Annotated in this window: 21 protein-coding genes and 1 pseudogene; 9 read left to right on the top strand and 13 right to left on the bottom strand. The window is 61.6% G+C overall.

The annotated features are described in order from the left end of the window. Position 1: 1 nt before the first annotated feature. From ACERZ8_RS16125 to ACERZ8_RS16105, 5 genes are all read right to left on the bottom strand, one after another. Complete coding sequence (locus ACERZ8_RS16125) at positions 2-511, bottom strand: GNAT family N-acetyltransferase (protein ID WP_407593172.1); 510 nt, start codon at positions 509-511, stop codon at positions 2-4. Further along, positions 508-813, bottom strand: coding sequence for a hypothetical protein (locus ACERZ8_RS16120; protein WP_407593171.1), 306 nt, complete (start codon positions 811-813; stop codon positions 508-510). The genes ACERZ8_RS16125 and ACERZ8_RS16120 overlap by 4 nt, the downstream gene beginning before the upstream one ends. Beyond that, entirely contained in the window at positions 813-2,087 is a 1,275-nt protein-coding gene (gene eno, locus ACERZ8_RS16115) for a phosphopyruvate hydratase (protein WP_407593169.1), read from the bottom strand. Before eno ends, ACERZ8_RS16120 begins: the two co-directional genes overlap by 1 nt. A 189-nt stretch (positions 2,088-2,276) precedes the next feature. Next, positions 2,277-2,969: an NYN domain-containing protein gene (locus ACERZ8_RS16110; RefSeq protein WP_407593168.1), complete on the bottom strand. Its 693-nt coding sequence runs from the start codon at positions 2,967-2,969 to the stop codon at positions 2,277-2,279. A 24-nt stretch (positions 2,970-2,993) separates the two neighbouring features. Continuing rightward, entirely contained in the window at positions 2,994-3,413 is a 420-nt protein-coding gene (locus ACERZ8_RS16105) for a Fur family transcriptional regulator (protein ID WP_407593167.1), read from the bottom strand. Positions 3,414-3,503: 90 nt separating this feature from the next. On the opposite strand from ACERZ8_RS16105, the gene ACERZ8_RS16100 reads away from it, so the two are divergent. Further along, positions 3,504-4,790, top strand: coding sequence for a DEAD/DEAH box helicase (locus ACERZ8_RS16100; protein ID WP_407593166.1), 1,287 nt, complete (start codon positions 3,504-3,506; stop codon positions 4,788-4,790). Between the two features lie 51 nt (positions 4,791-4,841). Here the strand turns inward: ACERZ8_RS16100 and ACERZ8_RS16095 are convergent, their stop codons facing one another. After that, positions 4,842-5,432: a hypothetical protein gene (locus ACERZ8_RS16095; protein WP_407593165.1), complete on the bottom strand. Its 591-nt coding sequence runs from the start codon at positions 5,430-5,432 to the stop codon at positions 4,842-4,844. Between the two features lie 249 nt (positions 5,433-5,681). Then, on the bottom strand, positions 5,682-6,371 hold the full coding sequence (locus ACERZ8_RS16090; protein WP_407593164.1) for a DUF533 domain-containing protein: 690 nt from the start codon (positions 6,369-6,371) through the stop codon (positions 5,682-5,684). Positions 6,372-6,617: 246 nt separating this feature from the next. Here ACERZ8_RS16090 and ACERZ8_RS16085 point away from each other — a divergent pair, with 246 nt between their 5' ends. Beyond that, a complete protein-coding gene (locus ACERZ8_RS16085) occupies positions 6,618-7,493 on the top strand; it encodes a DMT family transporter (RefSeq protein ID WP_407593163.1) in 876 nt (291 codons plus the stop codon). On the opposite strand, the gene ACERZ8_RS16080 is transcribed toward ACERZ8_RS16085, so the two are convergent. From ACERZ8_RS16080 to mazG, 5 genes are all read right to left on the bottom strand, one after another. Next, complete coding sequence (locus tag ACERZ8_RS16080) at positions 7,490-8,881, bottom strand: protein adenylyltransferase SelO (RefSeq protein ID WP_407593162.1); 1,392 nt, start codon at positions 8,879-8,881, stop codon at positions 7,490-7,492. The genes ACERZ8_RS16085 and ACERZ8_RS16080 overlap by 4 nt on opposite strands. A gap of 32 nt (positions 8,882-8,913) precedes the next feature. Further along, positions 8,914-9,363: a GNAT family N-acetyltransferase gene (locus ACERZ8_RS16075; protein WP_407593161.1), complete on the bottom strand. Its 450-nt coding sequence runs from the start codon at positions 9,361-9,363 to the stop codon at positions 8,914-8,916. Continuing rightward, positions 9,360-9,869 carry a GrpB family protein gene (locus ACERZ8_RS16070; protein WP_407593160.1) on the bottom strand — a complete coding sequence of 170 codons (510 nt, stop codon included), beginning with the start codon at positions 9,867-9,869 and terminating at the stop codon, positions 9,360-9,362. The genes ACERZ8_RS16075 and ACERZ8_RS16070 overlap by 4 nt, the downstream gene beginning before the upstream one ends. After that, positions 9,866-10,807: a nucleoside hydrolase gene (locus ACERZ8_RS16065; protein ID WP_407593159.1), complete on the bottom strand. Its 942-nt coding sequence runs from the start codon at positions 10,805-10,807 to the stop codon at positions 9,866-9,868. Before ACERZ8_RS16065 ends, ACERZ8_RS16070 begins: the two co-directional genes overlap by 4 nt. A gap of 70 nt (positions 10,808-10,877) precedes the next feature. Then, positions 10,878-11,699, bottom strand: a complete 822-nt coding sequence (mazG, locus tag ACERZ8_RS16060; RefSeq protein WP_407593158.1) for a nucleoside triphosphate pyrophosphohydrolase — start codon at positions 11,697-11,699, stop codon at positions 10,878-10,880. Between the two features lie 63 nt (positions 11,700-11,762). On the opposite strand from mazG, the gene ACERZ8_RS16055 reads away from it, so the two are divergent. The 4 genes and pseudogenes from ACERZ8_RS16055 to ACERZ8_RS16040 all read left to right on the top strand — a co-directional run bounded on the left by ACERZ8_RS16055 (position 11,763) and on the right by ACERZ8_RS16040 (position 15,350). After that, entirely contained in the window at positions 11,763-12,926 is a 1,164-nt protein-coding gene (locus ACERZ8_RS16055; protein ID WP_407593157.1) for a M20 aminoacylase family protein, read from the top strand. A gap of 71 nt (positions 12,927-12,997) precedes the next feature. After that, positions 12,998-13,960 carry an agmatinase gene (gene speB / locus ACERZ8_RS16050; protein ID WP_407593156.1) on the top strand — a complete coding sequence of 321 codons (963 nt, stop codon included), beginning with the start codon at positions 12,998-13,000 and terminating at the stop codon, positions 13,958-13,960. Then, positions 13,957-14,903 (top strand): annotated as a pseudogene (gene speB / locus ACERZ8_RS16045) (agmatinase). The gene speB (ACERZ8_RS16050) and the pseudogene speB (ACERZ8_RS16045) overlap by 4 nt, the downstream one beginning before the upstream one ends. A 33-nt stretch (positions 14,904-14,936) precedes the next feature. Further along, a complete protein-coding gene (locus tag ACERZ8_RS16040; RefSeq protein WP_407593155.1) occupies positions 14,937-15,350 on the top strand; it encodes a DUF1499 domain-containing protein in 414 nt (137 codons plus the stop codon). Here the strand turns inward: ACERZ8_RS16040 and ACERZ8_RS16035 are convergent. Continuing rightward, positions 15,291-15,578, bottom strand: coding sequence for a hypothetical protein (locus ACERZ8_RS16035; protein ID WP_407593154.1), 288 nt, complete (start codon positions 15,576-15,578; stop codon positions 15,291-15,293). The genes ACERZ8_RS16040 and ACERZ8_RS16035 overlap by 60 nt on opposite strands. Positions 15,579-15,639: 61 nt before the next feature. On the opposite strand from ACERZ8_RS16035, the gene prfA reads away from it, so the two are divergent. From prfA to ACERZ8_RS16020, 3 genes are all read left to right on the top strand, one after another. Beyond that, the gene (gene prfA, locus ACERZ8_RS16030) at positions 15,640-16,689 is read left to right on the top strand and encodes a peptide chain release factor 1 (RefSeq protein ID WP_407593153.1); all 1,050 of its coding nucleotides are present in this window, start codon (positions 15,640-15,642) and stop codon (positions 16,687-16,689) included. Further along, entirely contained in the window at positions 16,686-17,519 is an 834-nt protein-coding gene (gene prmC / locus ACERZ8_RS16025) for a peptide chain release factor N(5)-glutamine methyltransferase (protein ID WP_407593152.1), read from the top strand. The genes prfA and prmC overlap by 4 nt, the downstream gene beginning before the upstream one ends. Positions 17,520-17,719: 200 nt before the next feature. Next, on the top strand, positions 17,720-18,298 hold the full coding sequence (locus ACERZ8_RS16020; RefSeq protein WP_407593151.1) for a DUF4167 domain-containing protein: 579 nt from the start codon (positions 17,720-17,722) through the stop codon (positions 18,296-18,298). Positions 18,299-18,300 lie beyond the last annotated feature (2 nt).

The following is an 18,300-nucleotide window of genomic DNA, read 5'->3' as shown; positions in this document are numbered from 1 at the left end:
ATCACAACGGGTGTTCAAAGAAGCGCAAGTGCGGAGCAAAGTCCGGATCGGGGTCGTAAAACGGGGCACATGGGCGAAAGCCGAGGCGTTCGTACAACGTGATGGCCTCGCGCAAGGGTGCAATCGTGTCCAGTACCGCGCGGGTATAGCCGTCGGTGTGCGCGCCTTGTATCGCCGCCTCCATCAACGCACGCCCGGCCCCTGTGCCACGGGCCACGGGGTCGACAAACACGCGCTTGATCTCGGTGTCGCCGGGGGTTTTGAGCGGATAATACATCGCGCACCCGACCACGTTTCCCTCCAGCATCGCCAGCAGGATGTCGCCCTTGGGCCGCGCATGGATGCGAGGCAGGTCAGCAATCATCGCGCCGTAACTGTCCGTGGCATAGTACGCATCGACAACGGGCGGCAGGCCCTTGGAGCGTTCGACCAGCAGCGCACGATAGGCCCAGCAGAGGCGGGCGATCTCGTCGTTGTCAGATGCGGTGGCACGGCGGATGGTGACAGTCATGAACAATACTTCTTTATTGCGTCGCGCAGTTGCAGCATTTCGCGCCGCACGCGGTGGCGGGGCCGAAGCTGTTCGACCTTGGCCATGTTGTCATTGCCAGAGTACCACGCATCAAAAAGCAGGGCGCGAATGTCAGCGTCCAACACCTGATTGGCAACGGAATAGTTGCATTGGCACTGCGCCTCGCTGAGCGGCCCAAGACGGTCTTCGGATTTCATCCGCGCGCAGGTCTGAGGGCCGGTTTGGGCGGCAAGCGGGGCTGCCATGACCGCCAGCCCCAACGCGAGGATCGCCGCGCGCATCACTTCAGGATGGAACGCCCGGCATATTCCGCGCTCTCGCCCAGCATCTCTTCGATCCGGATCAACTGGTTGTACTTGGCCAGCCGGTCCGAGCGGGACAGCGACCCGGTCTTGATCTGTCCACAGTTCGTGGCGACGGCGAGGTCCGCGATGGTTGCATCCTCGGTCTCTCCCGACCGATGGCTCATAACATTGGTGAAACGCGCACGGTGGGCCATGTCGACTGCTTTAAGAGTTTCCGTCAAGCTGCCGATTTGATTGACTTTAACGAGCATGGAGTTGGCGCAGCCCTTCTCGATACCCATGGCCAGCCGCTCGGGGTTGGTCACGAACAGATCGTCGCCGACCAACTGCACACGGTCGCCGATTGTGTCCATCAGTGTTTTCCAGCCGTCCCAGTCATCTTCGCCCATACCGTCTTCGATCGAGATGATGGGATAGTCATCGACCAGCGCGGCGAGATAGGCAGCATTCTCTTCGGATGTCAGGGTTTTGCCCTCGCCGGACAGAACGTATTTGCCGTCCTTGTAATATTCCGTGGCCGCACAATCGAGCGCGAGGTAGATTTCCTCGCCCGGCGTGTATCCGGCTTTCTCGATGGACTTCAGAATGAAATCAAGTGCTTCGCGGGTGGAGTTGATGTTGGGGGCAAAGCCGCCCTCATCCCCGATGCCTGTCGCCAGCCCTGCGGCGGACAATTCCTTTTTCAGCGTGTGGAAGACTTCGGATCCCATGCGCACGGCCTCGCGGATGTTGTCCGCAGCGACGGGCATGATCATGAACTCCTGGATGTCGATGGGGTTGTCGGCATGTTCGCCGCCATTGATGATGTTCATCATCGGCACGGGCAACACGCGGGCGGATGTGCCTCCAACATAACGGAAAAGGGGCTGCTGGGTATAATCCGCTGCGGCCTTTGCCACGGCCAGCGACACGCCGAGAATGGCGTTTGCACCAAGGCGGGCCTTGTTCGGGGTGCCGTCGAGTTCGATCATCACGTAATCAATTTCGACCTGTTCAGTCGCATCGATGCCCACCAGCGCCTCGGCGATTTCGCCATTCACCGCGGCAACAGCATCGCGCACGCCTTTGCCCATATAGCGGCTCTTGTCGCCATCGCGGCGCTCGACCGCCTCATATGCGCCTGTCGACGCGCCCGAGGGGACAGCGGCGCGGCCCATTGTGCCATCTTCGAGTGTCACGTCGACCTCGACCGTGGGATTGCCCCGGCTGTCGAGGATTTCGCGGGCATGGATGTCGATGATGGTGCTCATGAGGACGTCTCCGGTGGTTTGGGCATTTGCTTTCCCTAGCGTCTAGCGCGATGGGGGCGCTAACAAAAGGGGGTCAGGCCCGCATGGGCGAATTCGGCGCGTGCGCCTAGCACAGTGTGAACAGACCTGAGGCCGTGATGATGGCCACAGGTAACGCGGGTCAGGGTGGCAGCCCCGCGCAGTGTGCGGCTACCGTTTCAGGCGCATCATCAACTGGTTGCCTTGCTTGCGCGTCTCGACCCCTTTGATCGATTCGACGAGGGCCGACAGTTTGCGATGGCCGTAAGTGCGGGTGTCAAAGTCGGGATGCGCGTTCTGGATGGCTTGCCCGATGGGGCCCAGAGCGTACCAGTCGTCATCCTGCTGGATCTTGTCCATCGCCGCCTCGATCAGTGGCAGGGCGGATTTCGGGGCAGGGCGCGAGGCGGCGGGTTCGGGTTCGTCCAGCAGGTTTTCAATCAGGATGAACCGGTTGCAGACATTGCGCAGGGACTCCGGCGCCTTGGATTCGCCGACCCCGATGACCATCAACCCTTCTTCGCGCAGGCGGTTGGCCAGTGCGGTGAAATCGCTGTCGGACGAGACGATGACAAAGCCGTCAAAGCGCCCGCCATGAAGGATGTCCATCGCGTCGATCACAAGGCCGATGTCGGAGGCATTCTTGCCGGTGGTGTTGGAGGTGTCCTGATGCGCGACCAGCCCCAGTTCCAGAATGCGGGTGGACCACGCGTTCAGGCGACCCGACGTCCAATCACCATAGACGCGGCGTAGGGCAGGCTCACCAATCGCCGTCACCTCGCGCAGGATCGGTTCGGCAAATTTCGCGGGCACGTTGTCAGCATCAATCAATACGGCCAGCAGAGGGCGGTCTCGGTCAGTCACGGGTGTTCCTTTATATTCGCGCTGTCAGCGCTTTTTCGGGACGCCGTACAGTTCAAGGCGGTGGCCGCGCAACTCATATCCCAGCTTCTGGGCAATCTTTTCCTGCAACGCTTCGATCTCTTCATCGACAAACTCGATCACCTCGCCAGAATTCATGTCGATGAGGTGATCGTGGTGTTCGCGCTCTGCATCTTCGTAGCGGGCGCGCCCGTCGCCGAATTCCAGCTTGTCGAGAATGCCCGCCTCTTCGAACAGTTTGACGGTGCGATAGACTGTTGCGATGGAAATCCCGGCATCCACGGCGCTTGCACGATTGTAGAGTTCCTCGACATCCGGGTGGTCATCCGAATCCTGCAGGACTTCGGCAATCACACGACGGGGTTGCGTCATGCGCAGACCCATGGCCTCGCTGCGGGCGGTGATGGAGGGGCGTTTGGCGCTCATGGCCGCTGGTTTAGCGAAGGTTTGCCGCTTGCACAATTCGCTAGGCCCAATTGCGGTTGACGCCATCATGGGATGGGTCCAAGGGGGGCCATGAGTGATTTTGACATGATGAACCTGCCCGAGGCGCTGCGCGCCCGTGTGGCAGAGATGGGTCTGACGGACCCCACCCCGATCCAGGCACAGGCGATCCCCCACGCGATGAACGGGCGGGATGTGATGGGCCTTGCCCAGACAGGCACCGGCAAGACAGCCGCCTTTGGCATCCCCCTTATCGCCCGTCTGATGGAGGAAGGGGGCAAGGCCGCCCCCAAGACCGCGCGCGGTCTGATCCTGGCGCCAACACGCGAACTGGCTGGTCAGATCGCGCATGTGTTGCGCGACCTGACAGCGATGAAAGTTCAGATCGTGGTCGGCGGCGTGTCGATCAACCCGCAAATTCAGCGGCTGTCCAAGGGCGTCGACATCCTTGTCGCAACCCCCGGCCGGTTGCTTGACCTTGTGGATCGGCGCGCCGTGCGTCTGGACCAGACCGGTTTTCTGGTGCTGGACGAGGCGGACCAGATGCTTGACCTCGGCTTTGTCCACGACCTGCGCAAGATCGCGTCGATGATGGGCGAGGACCGCCAGACCATGCTGTTTTCGGCCACGATGCCCAAGCAGATGGCCGAGATCGCTGGCAGCTATCTGCGCAGCCCAATCCGGGTCGAAGTGTCGCCCCCCGGGAAGGCCGCTGACAAGGTGACGCAAGCCATCCACTTTATCGCCAAGGCGGAAAAAACCGCGCTGCTGATCGAGTTGATGTCCGAGCACAAGGACGAACGCGCGCTGGTCTTTACCCGCACCAAACACGGAGCGGATCGTCTGGCCCGCGCAGTCGAGAAAAAGGGTTTTGCCGTCGCAGCCATTCATGGTGACAAGCGGCAGGGCCAGCGCGACCGTGCCCTTGCCGCCTTCAAGGCAAGTGAAGTCAAGGTGATGGTGGCGACGGACGTGGCCGCCCGCGGCCTCGACATTCCGGACGTGAAACACGTCTACAATTTCGATCTGCCCAACGTGCCCGAAGCCTATGTGCACCGCATCGGGCGCACTGCGCGCGCAGGCAAAGATGGTGCTGCGATTGCATTCTGCGCACCGGACGAGATGGATCAGTTGAAGGACATCCAGAAGGTGCTGAAGACGGCCATTCCCGTGGCCTCAGGACGCCCTTGGGAGCCCGTGGATGACCCAGACGCAAAGAAGAAACCAAGCGGTGGCGGACGAGGCAGGGGCCGTGGTCGCCCCGGCGGTGGCGGTGGGGGTGGTCGTCCCGGCGGCGGTGCCCCCGGTGGCGCCAAACCCGGCAATCGGCGCAGACGCAAACCAAAACCCAAAGCCTGACATGCGCCTTAGCCAGTTGGGTTAAAGCGCAAGGTCCGGACCGGCCTCAGGTCAAAGCAGATACTCCTCGCAGAGGTTGTTGGTTTTCTTGAGTTCGGACGACGTGTGGATCTTTTTCGACTCCGCACTGATCTTCTTGCCGTATTTGATCACGGCCTCGTTGAACGCTATGTCGATCCGCTTGAACGCATCGGTGCGGAAGGCCTTGGCCTTTGACTCTTTCATCTCTTCGGGTGCGTCCATTTTGGGCAGCGTCGCGTCCTCGACCGCCTTCTGGATCGCGCTTGAGTATTTTTTGACACCCGCTTGCCAGATTTTCGCATGTCGCTTTTCGTGATCAAACACATGTGCGTAGCACTCGCATTTCTTGTCGATCCTCTTGTCGATCCAGATGCGGGCGCTGAAGGTGACCCTCGCGGTCACTTCCTTGATCGCAAGGGTTATGGTCTTGTTGATCGGGTCGCTCACCTCGTCCCAATGCAGGACGGGTTGCGAAAACTCGACTTTGGGTTTGGTCACGCCAAGTGTTCTCTTTGTTTTCTGGCCGTCCTTTTCCTTTTGCAACGCGCTGCCCGCGACATGCTTGAGCTGAATGGATTTGTTGAAACTCACATCAATGCTGATCTTTGTTTTCCCGGCCACGGCGGAACCCTCCAAGCAAATGAAAGCGCCGCCCGACAGTTCACTGAACGGCCCGCACAAGGGTTGCCGTGATCGACATCCAGATCAAGTCATCGATTTGTGCCAGCTCTCCCCGTCGGACCTGTACGGAAATGAGGGTTGTAGATCATCAATTTGATCTCTGCCGGGCAAGTCCCGGTCACATGACAGAAGGGACCGCACAGCGTTTGCGGCCCCCGGTCTGTCTTGGCAAATCCTGCAATTTTGCCCTCAGGTATAAAGCGACGGCACCCCAAGCTGGGCGTGCACATCGTTGACGGTGCCTGCATCCATCCCCAAGCCTTGGGCAAGCGAGTGCAGGTACTGCGCCTCGGCCTGACTGTCGAGGTCGATGGCCAGCAGCGACATTGCGTAGACCTGCGGGCCAAGGCCCCGGGGCACGTCTGCGACCAATGCGTTCACATCGACCGGGCGCTGCATTTCGGCGCGTACGAATGCGGCCTCTTCGGCATCGATGTCGCCGCCCAGTTGGCCCATCAGTTTTTCCTGTTCGCCGTCGTCCAGCTTGCCATCGGACTTCGCCGCCTGGATCATCGCGCGCAGCATCAGGGCGGCTGCGGCCTCCTGATCGGCTGTGGGTTCTATCGCCTCTTGCGGCGTTTGCTCGAAAGAGGAATTCAGGACTTCGCCAAAGCTCGCATTGTTCGACGCAGGCCGGTTGCCCATCGCGCCGCCAAGCGCGCCGAGCAGGCCACCGGCACCCGCACTGCCTGCAAGGCCGCCCAGCATATCCTGCAATCCGCCGCCCGAACCGCGTGCGCCGCCCAGGCTTTCCAGCAGACCCCCAAGGCCGCCAGCGCCACCGCTGCCGCCCTGTGCGCCGCCCATCAGACCGCCCAGCATGTCCTGAAGACCGCCCGCGCCACCTGTTTGACCGCCGCCCGCAAGCCCGCCCAGCAACCCGCCGAGGCCGCCAGCGCCCCCGCCGTCTGCGCACCGCTGCGGTTTTTATCATAGAACTCGCGCCCTTGGCCACGGCCACGCCAATGGCCACTTTGGCCAGTGTTTTCATCAAGCTCATGGGGTCCCCCTCAGTTTTTTCTCAAGAATCATAACCCGGGAACCTTTGCACAAAACGCTGCAGGGTCAGCGGGGAATGTTTGCAAGGAATTGACATCGCTTGAAAAGCCCGCGCCAAGTGCGCCGATGAAGCGCAGAACCCATATCGATCTGATCGGCGCCGTGGCCTTGACGGCCTTTGCACTCAACCTCGCGCTCAACCAGGTGGTGGTGAAGGTGTCAAACGGTGGCTTTCAGCCTGTGTTCATGGCCGCGCTCCGATCCGTCGGGGCGGGAATGGTGCTGGTGATCTGGATGAAGGCGCGCGGCATTCCCCTGCGCCTGCCGCGCGCAAGCGTGCCGGGTGGTGTTCTGGCAGGAACTCTCTTTGCTGTTGAATTCATTCTGCTTTTCAATGCACTCGACCTCACCACGGTCTCACGCGCATCGATCCTGTTTTATGCGATGCCGATCTGGCTGGCCCTTGCCAGCCACGTGCTGTTGCCCGGTGAACGCCTGTCGGCCAAGCGGCTGGCGGGCATGGCAATCGCGATGGGCGGTGTGGTTCTGGCGCTGGCGGATCGCAGCACAGGGCAGGCGAGCCTTTTGGGCGATCTATGCGCTGTCGGAGCGGGCATCTGCTGGGCGGGCATTGCGCTTGCTGTGCGCGTAACCCCGCTCAGCGCGGCACCGGCAGAACAGCAACTGGTCTGGCAATTGCTGATTTCGGCCCCGCTGTTGCTGGTCGCCTCGCTGTTCTTTGGCGACCTGATCCGCGATCTGCAGCCAATCCACATCGCAGGCCTGATCTATCAGATCATCGCCATTGCCAGCTTCGGTTTCTTGTTCTGGTTCTGGTTGCTCAAGATCTATCCGGCTTCCGGCGTGGCCTCTTTCAGCTTTCTGTCGCCGGTGTTTTCGGTGCTTCTGGGCTGGCTGATCCTTGGCGAACAGATCGGGCTGAGCATCTGGCTGGCCCTTGGGCTGGTTGCCGCAGGCCTTGTGCTGATCAACAGACCTTAGGTGCCGCAGAAGGTGGCAGGTACGATTTCCTGCGCGGTCGGGGGGCGGTGCAGGTTGGCGTCAGTGACTTCGTAAGGTTGCGATAGCGCGCCCATCAGCCGTTCGAACGGCGCCATGTCATCCGCTACCGCAGCCTCGATCATCGCTTCGATCCGGTGGTTGCGGGGGATGATCTGCGGGTTGGTGGTGGCCATCAGGTCTGTGTCGGGGTTGCATGCCTGCCAGCGTGTCGCCCATTGATCAAAGGCGTCGCGGTCGGTGAACTGATCGCGCGCCGTATCGGTCCTGAGCGCTGCGAATGTGTTGGTGAAATCGGTCCCTTGCGTCTGCATCAATGCCAGCAAATCCTCGATCAGCGGCTGATCCTCAGCGCTCGCATCCGTCAACCCGATCTTGGCCCCGAACCGGCGCAGCCATGCGGCCTGCAACTGGCCCGGCATCGCGTGGACGATTGCGGTGGCCTCTTCAACCGCCTTGTCCTTGTCCTCGAACAGCTGGATCAGTGCCGTGGCCAGTTGCGCCATGTTCCACACCGCAATCCTGGGCTGGTTGCCAAAGGCATAGCGCCCCATCTGGTCGATGGAGGAAAACACGCGCCCCTCGGAATAGGCATCCATGAAGGCACAGGGGCCATAGTCGATGGTTTCACCCGAAATGGTGCAGTTGTCGGTGTTCATCACACCGTGGATAAAGCCGACAGACATCCACGCCGCCACCAGTTCGGCCTGTGCTGCACAGACCGCCGCCAGCAGACCCATGGGGCCATCCGGATCTGGCCAGTGGCGCGCAGTGGCGTAATCGGTCAGCGTGCGCAATTCGTCGATATGGCCGCGATGGGCAAAGATCTGGAAGGTGCCGACTCGCAGATGGCTGGCGGCCACGCGGGTCAGCACCGCACCGGGCAACGCGCCCTGTTCGCGGTAAACCGGATCGCCCGTGGCCACTGCCGCAAGGGCCCGCGTGGTGGGGATGCCAAGGGCGTGCATGGCCTCGCTCACCACGTATTCGCGCAAAACCGGGCCCAGCCACGCCCGCCCGTCGCCCATGCGGGAATAGGGGGTCGGGCCAGATCCTTTCAACTGGATGTCGCGCCGCACGCCGCAGGTGTCGATGACTTCGCCCAGCAGGATGGCGCGCCCGTCGCCCAGTTGCGGATTGTAGGTTCCGAACTGATGGCCCGCATAAAGCTGGGCAAGGGGTGCGGCCCCGTCGGGCACGGTGTTTCCGGCAAAAACCTGTGCGTCTGGCTTTGCGATCCCCAACTCGGTGGCTAGGGCGTCATTCCACGCCAGCATGTTCGGCGCGGATACAGGCGTTGGATCAAGGCGCGTGTAGAACGCGCCGGGAAGGGTGGCATAGCTGTTGTCGAAGGGGATGTGCACTGTCATGCCCCACACATAAGCCGGACGGGGCGGATTTCCTAGAAGGTGCGCGTCATCAGGTGGTAGCCGTCGCGCAAACCGAACCCTGCGCGCCTGTAGAGCTTTTGGGCGCTTTTGTTCTGGGTGCTGACTTCGAGATGCAGCGCCTTGAGGCCGACGCCGGACAGGGCGCGGGGCAGGGCGATCAGCACTTCGCTGGCGATCCCACGCTTGCGCACACCGGGGCGGACGAACAGTTCGTCAACGAACCCGTCCATGCCGCCAAATTCCAGCGACCAGCCAAAGGACACAACGATGTAGCCAATGGGCGCACGCGGTGGACCGATCAGGTAGGCGGCCCCATGCGGGGAGCCATCCAGAAGCGGCGCAATCGCGGCCTCGCGTTGCGCATCCGTCAGGGTGATCCCGGCCTCGTCATGAAAGGACGCAACCAGCGGCAACAGCCGATCAAAGTGATCCTTTGTGGCGAGGGTCAGGACGGCACTCATCTGTCACGCTCCAATGCTCTGGCTTCGGTCTTGGAAATCCAGTCGGACTTGCAATCCCCGTATGCGGCCCCGCCTTCGGGATGACGGGCCGCACAGGCGGCTTTGACAGAGGCGTAAGCAACCCGCAAGGCCGCGTTGGCGCGCAAGGCATCACGAAAGGCGAGGTGACGGCGAATATCTGCGTGTCCCTGCACATAGGCATGGGCTTGGATCAGCCGTTTCCCGCTGTCGGGGTCTGAGCGGCGGCAATAGCGTCGCCCGGCAAGCCCGAATGGCCCCATCCATTCAAAACCCATGGCCTCGACGGTCGCGCGTGCCGCATCCGCGGCGGCCTCGTCTTCAAAGACGGGAATGAGGTCGATGATCGGCTTGGCGGGCAGACCCGGAATGGCGGTAGAGCCGATATGGTGCACCGTGACGATCCCGCCGACATGTGCGTGCCAGCGCCGCGCCTCGGTGTCCGCCTGCTCAGGCCAGGTGTCGTCATAAGCGACCAGCAGGGTCACAGGCGCGCCAGTCGTTCCGTTAACAGTGCAAAGAATCCGTCCGCATCCAGATCGCCGATGAACAGCGCGTTTGGTGCACGTTCCGTCACGCCCCACCAGTCGGCGACAGTCATGCCCATTGTAAGTTCGGACTGGGTCTCGATCTCGACATTGACGCGCCGTCCGGTGAACAGGTCGGGGCGGATCAGGTAGGCAGTGACGCAGGGATCGTGCAGCGGCGCCCCGGCAGAGCCGTATTTTTCCTTGTCGAAGCGCTCAAAGAAGTCGGTCATCTGGGCCACGGCAATGCCGACGGGAGTGTCGAGCGCACGAAAGGCGTCGTTGCGCTGTTTCGTGACCAGCGCCTTGTGGGTGACGTCCAGCGGCATCACCACGATGTCTATCCCGCTTCTAAACACAATATCAGCGGCTTGCGGGTCGACGTAGATGTTGAATTCCGCCGTGGGGGTGATGTTCCCCACTTCGAAATACGCGCCACCCATCAGGACGATCTGCTGGATGCGCTCGGCAATGTCCGGGGCCTTTTGCAATGCGGTCGCAATGTTTGTGAGCGGGCCAAGCGGGCACAGGCTGATCGTGCGGGGATCGGCATTGCGCACGGTCTCGATGATGTAATCGACCGCGTGGCCGTCTTGCAGCGGCATGGTCGGGTCGGGCAGGTCCGGGCCATCAAGGCCGGTCTTGCCATGCACGTGCTCTGCGGTGACCAGATCGCGCCCGAGGGGGCGATCACATCCGGCATAAATCGGAACATCAACTTTGCCCGCCAACTCGCAGATAATGCGCGCATTCCTAGACGTCAGATCAAGCGGAACATTGCCTGCCACCGCCGTGATGCCAAGCACGTCGATCTCTTCGGGGCTGGCCAGGGCAAGCAGTATCGCGACCGCATCGTCTTGCCCGGGGTCGGTATCGATGATGATCTTGCGTGCTGTCATGTGTTTTCTCCTGCCCGGACTGCGTTAGGGTAATGCGATGCCGGCCCGTGTCCAGCGCGGGTGGACCTGCCTATGATTTTTGCGCCTTTTCAGAGGTTTTGACCTCGTTCCACAGCGCATCCATCTCTTCGAGTGTGCTGTCTTCGGGCCGTTTCCCGCGTGCAGCAAGAGCTGTCTCGATGGCGCCAAAGCGGCGGGTGAACTTGGCGTTGGTGCGTCGCAACGCCTCTTCGGGGTCGATGTCGAGATGGCGGGCCAGATTGGCCATAACGAACAGCAGATCGCCCATTTCATCGACCATCTGTTCGTGCCCCATGCTGTCGCGCGCCTCGACCAGCTCGCCTGCTTCCTCGACGATCTTGTCCAGCACGTGGGACACATCCGGCCAGTCAAAGCCGACACGGGCGGCCCGCTTTTGCAGCTTGAGCGCCCGCAGCAGGGCCGGGAGGTTCATCGCTATCCCGTCTAACGTCCCCTTTTGCGCTTTTCCGTCACGCTCAGCTGCCTTGATCGCTTCCCAGTCGCGGGTTTGCTGTTCGGCAGACTTGTCGCGGCTTTCGTCCCCAAAAACATGCGGATGGCGCGCCACCATCTTGTCAGAGATGTTGGTGACGACGGATTGAAACGTGAAATACCCGGCCTCCTCCCCGATGGCGGTGTGATAGACCGATTGCAGCAGCAAATCGCCCAATTCGCCCTCAAGCTCGGGCCAATCCTGCCGTTCTATGGCGTCGGCAACCTCATAGGCTTCCTCGATCGTGTAGGGGGCAATGGTCTGGAATGTCTGCTCGATATCCCACGGACAGCCCGTTTCCGGGTCGCGCAGACGGCGCATGATCTCCAAAAGCCGCTCGATCCCGGCAGTTTGGTCGTTTATCAGATCGTCAGCCATTGCAAGCCTTTCGGGTTTCGGATTTGCTGCCATCTGACGTATCTCGGCGATAGGAGTCCACCCATGGCAATCATCAACCGCATCGGCGATCTCGGCCCCGAAATGACCGCGTGGCGTCAGCATCTGCACACGATCCCCGAACTGTCATTCGATTGCCCCAAGACGTCGGCCTTTATCAAGGCGCGGCTGGAAGAGATCGGGGTGGATGCGATCCATGACAGGATTGCACAGACCGGCATTGTGGCGATCATCGAAGGCAAGGGCGACGGGCCGACCATCGGGCTGCGCGCGGATTTCGACGCGCTGCCGATCACCGAGGAAACCGGGGTCGCTTATGCCTCGACCCATCCGGGGCAGATGCATGCCTGCGGCCATGACGGGCACACGGCAATGCTGCTGGGTGCTGCAAAATATCTGGCCGAGACGCGTAATTTCGCAGGCAAGGTCGCGCTGATCTTTCAACCGGCGGAAGAGGCCGGGGGTGGCGGCGAAGTCATGGTGCAGCAGGGCATCATGGACACGTTCGACATTGCGCAGGTTTACGCGATCCACAACGCGCCCGGTAAGGATTTCGGCAAATTCCACACCCGCGCCGGTCCGATCATGGCGGCAGCCGATACATTCCACATCACTGTGACCGGCAAGGGCGGGCACGCCGCACGCCCCCATGACACGGTCGATCCGGTTGTGGCGGCCTGTGCCATTGTCACTGGCCTGCAAACCATCGTCAGCCGCAATCACAGGCCACTGGATCAACTGGTCATTTCGGCCACACAAATTCACACCGGCACAACAGACAACGTGATCCCGGAAACGGCCTACCTTAACGGCACCATCCGCACCTTCGACAAGGAGGTGCAGGCCATGGTCGTGCGCCGTATGGAAGAGGTGGTGGCAGGGACCGCTGCCGCCTATGGCTGCGAGGCGAAGTTGGAGATCGAGTTCGGCTATCCCCCCACGGTCAACGACATGTCCAAGGCCGGTTTTGCCGCGAAGGTCGCCGCCGAGGTTGCAGGCGACGCCGGGGTCGAAGCGGACGTGGAACCCGTAATGGGGGCCGAGGACTTTTCTTATATGTTGGAGGCTCGACCCGGAGCCTACCTGATGCTGGGGCAGGGTGACGGGGCCGGGGTGCATCACCCGAAATACAACTTCAACGATGAGATTGCGCCGATCGGGGCGTCGTTCCTTGCCCGCCTTGTCGAGACGGCGCAGCCCGTGCGTTAGAGGCTCTGGCCCTCGGCCCTTTGGGCCTTACCCCGGGTTTTGAAATCAGAAAAGAAGGGACGGTGCGCAATATGGCACTGGAAGATGCAAAGACGCAGATGGATCATGCGTTTACCCGCGACGATCCGAGGGGGCCGTCGTTCGAGCTGACCTTTGGCGGGGCGACGTCGTTCCTGCGCCGTCGTTACACAAAGGATCTGACCGGCGTGGATATTGCGGTGACCGGTGTGCCGTTCGATCAGGCGGTGACAAACCGGCCCGGCACCCGGCTGGGGCCACGGGCAATCCGCGAGGCATCGACACTGCAGGCCCCGGACGCGCCCTATGGCTGGCCGTTTGATGTGATGAGCGAGCGGGTGATTGTCGATTACGGCGATCTGGCCTTTGACTATGCCAATGTGCCTGCCTTTCCCGATGGGCTAACTGATCATATTCGCGGGATTTTGGCGGCGGGTGCGGCGAGTGTTGTCTTGGGCGGGGATCACTACATCTCGTTCCCTATCCTCAAGGCCTATGCCGAAAAATTCGGCCCGATGTCGCTGGTTCATATCGATGCCCATTCTGACACCTGGCCAGATGATGACATGGCACGGGTCGATCACGGCACCATGTTTTACAAGGCGGTGAAGTCCGGCATCGTTGATCCGGCGACCTCCGTCCAGATCGGTATTCGCACCACCAATGAGGACACGTTGGGCGTCAACATCATCGACGCCCCAGAATTTCACCGCATCGGGCCAGAGGCGGCAGCGGCGCGCGCGCGCGAGATCGTCGGGGATCGCCCCTGTTATCTCAGTTTTGATATCGACGGGCTTGATCCGGCCTTTGCCCCCGGGACGGGCACGCCGGTCTGGGGTGGCTTGAGTTCGGCGCAAGCTGCGGCTCTGATGCGCGGCCTTGCGGGCATCAACATTCAGGGTGGTGACATTGTCGAGGTGTCGCCCCCCTTTGACACAACCGGGGCCACAGCCATTGCCGGGGCCCATGTGGCAGTCGAGATTTGCCAGCTTCTGGGGTGGAGGATGCGCGGGTGAGCCCGAAGAACCAGCCGATCAGCGGCAACGATCTGGCGCGCTTTTCCGGCCCCGGCACCTTCATGCGTCTGCCTGCCAGCAACGAGTTGCACAAACTGGATGTGGCCGTGCTGGGGGTTCCGATGGATATCGGGACCTCGTGGCGCTCCGGCACGCGGTTTGGTCCGAAGCAGGTGCGCAATGAATCCGCGATGATCCGTCCCTACAACCTTGCCACGGGGGCCGCCCCCTTTGACAGCCTGCAAGTGGCGGATATCGGCGATCTGGCCATCAACACGTTTTCGCTGGCAGACAGTTTGCGCATCATATCCGAAAGTTATGACGCGATCCTGCAGTATGATGCGATCCCCGTCGCCATTGGCGGGGACCATTCGATTACATTGGCGATCCTGCGCAGCATCGCCAAACGCCACGGGCCTGTTGCCGTGATCCATGTGGACGCCCATGCGGATGTGAACGACGACATGTTCGGCGAACGTGAAACCCATGGTACGGTGTTCCGCCGCGCCCATGAGGAAGGGCTGATCCAGCCCTCAAAGACCTATCAGGTGGGTTTGCGGGGCTCTGGCTACTCGGCCGAGGATTTCACCGAAGCTGCCGGATGGGGCTTTCAGCAGTTTCCGGCGCATGAGCTGTGGGGCCGCGATCTGAGCACGCTTGGCGGTGAGATCCGGCGCGACATTGGCGATGTGCCGACCTACATCACCTATGACATCGACAGTCTGGACCCGGCCTATGCCCCCGGAACGGGCACGCCAGAAATTGGCGGGTTGACGACACCGCAGGCCCTGCAACTGATCCGCGCGCTGCGTGGGTTGAAGGTTGTGGGCTGCGATCTGGTCGAAGTCTCACCCCCTATGACACGACAGGCAACACAGCGCTGACAGGCGCGAACCTGCTTTACGAGTTGTTGTGCATCCTGCCGGGTGTGGCATACCGCTGAGGCGGTACATGGACCAGAGGCAGAGAGGTAAGGATGAAGATCGCTATGTATGTCGCTCTTTTTATTGTTTTTTGCATCATTTTGGCTGCTGCCTATGTGCGCTTAGCCCCTACCGATGTGGCACGCTGGCACCAGTCCATCACGGCTGAGGAGAATGTGACGCTGAAAGGTGGTGCGATCCGCGTGATCGAAGGCGATGCAAGTACATTTGAACAGCTTGACGAAGCAATGCGGGCCTTGCCGCGCACCGAAGTATTGGCCGGGTCCATCGCCGAGGGCCGCATAACCTACGTGACGCGATCAAAGCTGTGGGGGTTTCCCGACTACACCACGGTTGAGTACGCGGACGGCGTGATCAAACTGTTTGGACGGTTGCGTTTCGGCAACTCAGATCTTGGGGTAAACGCCGCCCGGCTCGGTGATGTCCTTGCCACTCTCGATGGATGAGCTGAGGCAGCCTTTCTGCACTTCACGCCACATGGGGACGTTCAGCGACATCTGGCACTGGGCCATGAACATACGTCCGTCGACCTGAAGACATACGGTTTCGCCCAGTTCCACACGGTTGCGCTGCTTGTCGGTGCAATAACATTCAACCGTCTTACCGGATGGCGAGGTGACATCGGCCACCGCAGGGCTGGCCATGAGCAGGGAAAGAAGGATAACACGTGTCATACCCGTAACATAGCACAGTGCGCCCCTTGACCAAAGTGCAACCTTGTCGCACACCCGCCCCATGATCCCGCAGGACAGACTTTTTCAGATCAGAGACCGCTTTCAATATCTTGAGGCGGCGATGTCCGATGGGTCGGGCGATATTGCGGCGTTGGCCAAGGAATACTCCGATCTAAAGCCGGTTGTGGATCAGATCGATGAATATATCGGCCTCATCCACGGCATTGACGATGCAAAGGCCATGCTGGGTGATGCCGACATGGCGGAACTGGCGCAGGAAGAGATGCAGCGCCTGACATCGGCACTGCCCGCAGCCGAGGCCGCGCTGCAAATCGCGCTGCTGCCCCGGGATGCCGCCGACTCGCGCCCCGCCATGCTGGAAATACGCCCCGGCACGGGCGGGGACGAGGCGGCGTTGTTCGCCGGGGACCTGCTGCGCATGTACATGCGTTATGCCGAGGCCCACGGCTGGGGTGTCGACATCATCGAGGAACAGGCAACGGAGCTTGGCGGGATCAAGGAAGTCGTCGCCCACATCACAGGCAAGGATGTGTTTGCCCGCATGAAATACGAATCCGGCGTGCACCGTGTCCAACGGGTGCCCAGCACCGAAAGCGGCGGGCGCATCCACACGTCTGCCGCCACGGTCGCCGTGCTGCCCGAGGCCGAAGAGGTCGATATCGAGATCAGCCCCAACGACATCCGTATCGATACGATGCGCTCGTCCGGGGCCGGTGGCCAGCACGTCAATACAACGGACTCCGCTGTGCGCATCACGCACCTGCCCACGGGTCTGGTGGTGACCAGCAGCGAAAAATCCCAGCACCGCAACCGCGACAAGGCGATGCAGGTGCTGCGGGCACGCCTTTATGATCTGGAACGGGGCCGTGTGGACAGCGAACGCTCAGCCAACCGGGCGGCACAGGTGGGGTCGGGCGATCGCTCTGAACGTATTCGTACCTACAACTTTCCGCAGGGGCGTATGACGGATCATCGCATCAACCTCACGCTCTACAAACTCGATCAGGTGATGCAGGGTGATCTGGACGAGGTGATCGATGCGCTGAGAGCCGATGCGCAAGCCCGCCAGATGGCCGAGATGGGCACATGACGGCGGCCGAGGCGATGGTGGCGGCCACGGCGCGCCTGCGCGCCGCCGGTGTGCCGGACCCGGCGCGGGATGCGCGTGTGCTGCTGGCCCATGCCGCACAGGTCGACGCCGCCCGTGTCACCCTGATTGCGCCCGAGGACATCGCGCCCGACATCGCCGAACGCTATGACAACCTGATCGCGCTGCGCGCCGTGCGGGTGCCTGTCAGCCACCTGATTGGCAAGCGTGGCTTTTATGGGCGCAGCTTTGCGGTCAGTGCCGACGTGCTCGACCCGCGCCCCGAAAGCGAAACCTTGATCGAGGCCGCACTGGCCGAGGATTTCAACCGTGTGCTTGATCTGGGCACGGGGTCGGGGTGCCTTCTGGTGACGCTGCTGGCCGAACGCGACGAGGCGCGCGGCGTCGGTGTCGATCTGAGCGAAGCGGCCTGCCTGCAAGCCAGCGCCAATGCGGTTAAGCACGAGGTGGCCGCGCGGGCAGAGGTGTTGAACGGCAGCTGGTTTGACCCCGTGGAGGGGCGTTTTGACCTGATCGTGGCCAATCCGCCCTATCTCGCCGCCTTCGAGATGGACGAAGTTGCGCCGGAACTGCGCGATCACGAACCCCGCATGGCGCTGACGGACGAAGGCGACGGATTGTCAGCCTACCGCGAGATCGCAGCGCTTGCGGGCAGCTATTTGACACCGCAGGGCCGTGTGATTTGCGAATTCGGGGCCACGCAGGGCGACGACGTGCGCGCGATTTTCGAAGACGAAGGCTGGGGCAATGTGCAGATTCTGCCTGATCTGGATGGGCGACCGCGTGTCGTGGTTGCGCGGAATCCAGCGTGAGCCGTTCAAAAATGCCTAAAAACTGCCTTTTGCCCTTGTCGTGGCCCCATTCCCATGCTTATTCATAACACAGACGCCTTGGCCACTGGCCGCGCATTGTGCGGGCGTCCATCCACAAGATCGCCGAGACATTGTGAACTGGTGCTGACACGCACTGCGGCTGATCCAGAAAAGACACGCCAAGAGCGGAATATAACTCCATGAAATCTTCGAGATCACGGTCACGGTCCAAGAACAGTCGCAACCGCAATAACAACAGCGGTGGCGGTGGCAACGTCGTCAACCGCGTCTTTGACAGTTCAGGTCCCGAGGGCAAAGTGCGCGGCACGCCCCAGCAGATCATCGACAAGTACAACCAGCTTGCGCGCGATGCGCAACTGTCAGGCGACCGGGTCGCCACCGAAAACTTTCAGCAGCACGCCGAACACTACCTGCGTCTGCTGAGCGAGGCGCAGCGCGAAATCGACGCCCGCCGCGAAGAGCAGGAGCGCCAGAACCGCGAGCGTCAGGCCGAGCGTGATCGCCAGGCCGAACGTGACCGCGAGCGCAATGCGCAGCGTCAGGACAGCGCGGGCGAGCAGCAATCCGATCCGGCCCACGCGCCGCAACCGGATGTAATGGATGCAGGGGCCGACAGCAATCTTGTCGAAACCCCCGAAAGCCAGCCCAAGCCGAAACCTCCGCGCAGCCGCAAGCCGCGCAACAAACCCAATGTAGATGCCGATGCGCCGTCTGAACCGGCCCCAGACAAAGGGTCTGCACCCGAAGCGGCAGAGTGATC

Source organism: Tateyamaria armeniaca (assembly GCF_045797845.1).
In the GTDB taxonomy this organism is placed as follows: domain Bacteria; phylum Pseudomonadota; class Alphaproteobacteria; order Rhodobacterales; family Rhodobacteraceae; genus Tateyamaria; species Tateyamaria armeniaca.
This window is presented reverse-complemented; position numbering and strand designations above follow the sequence as displayed.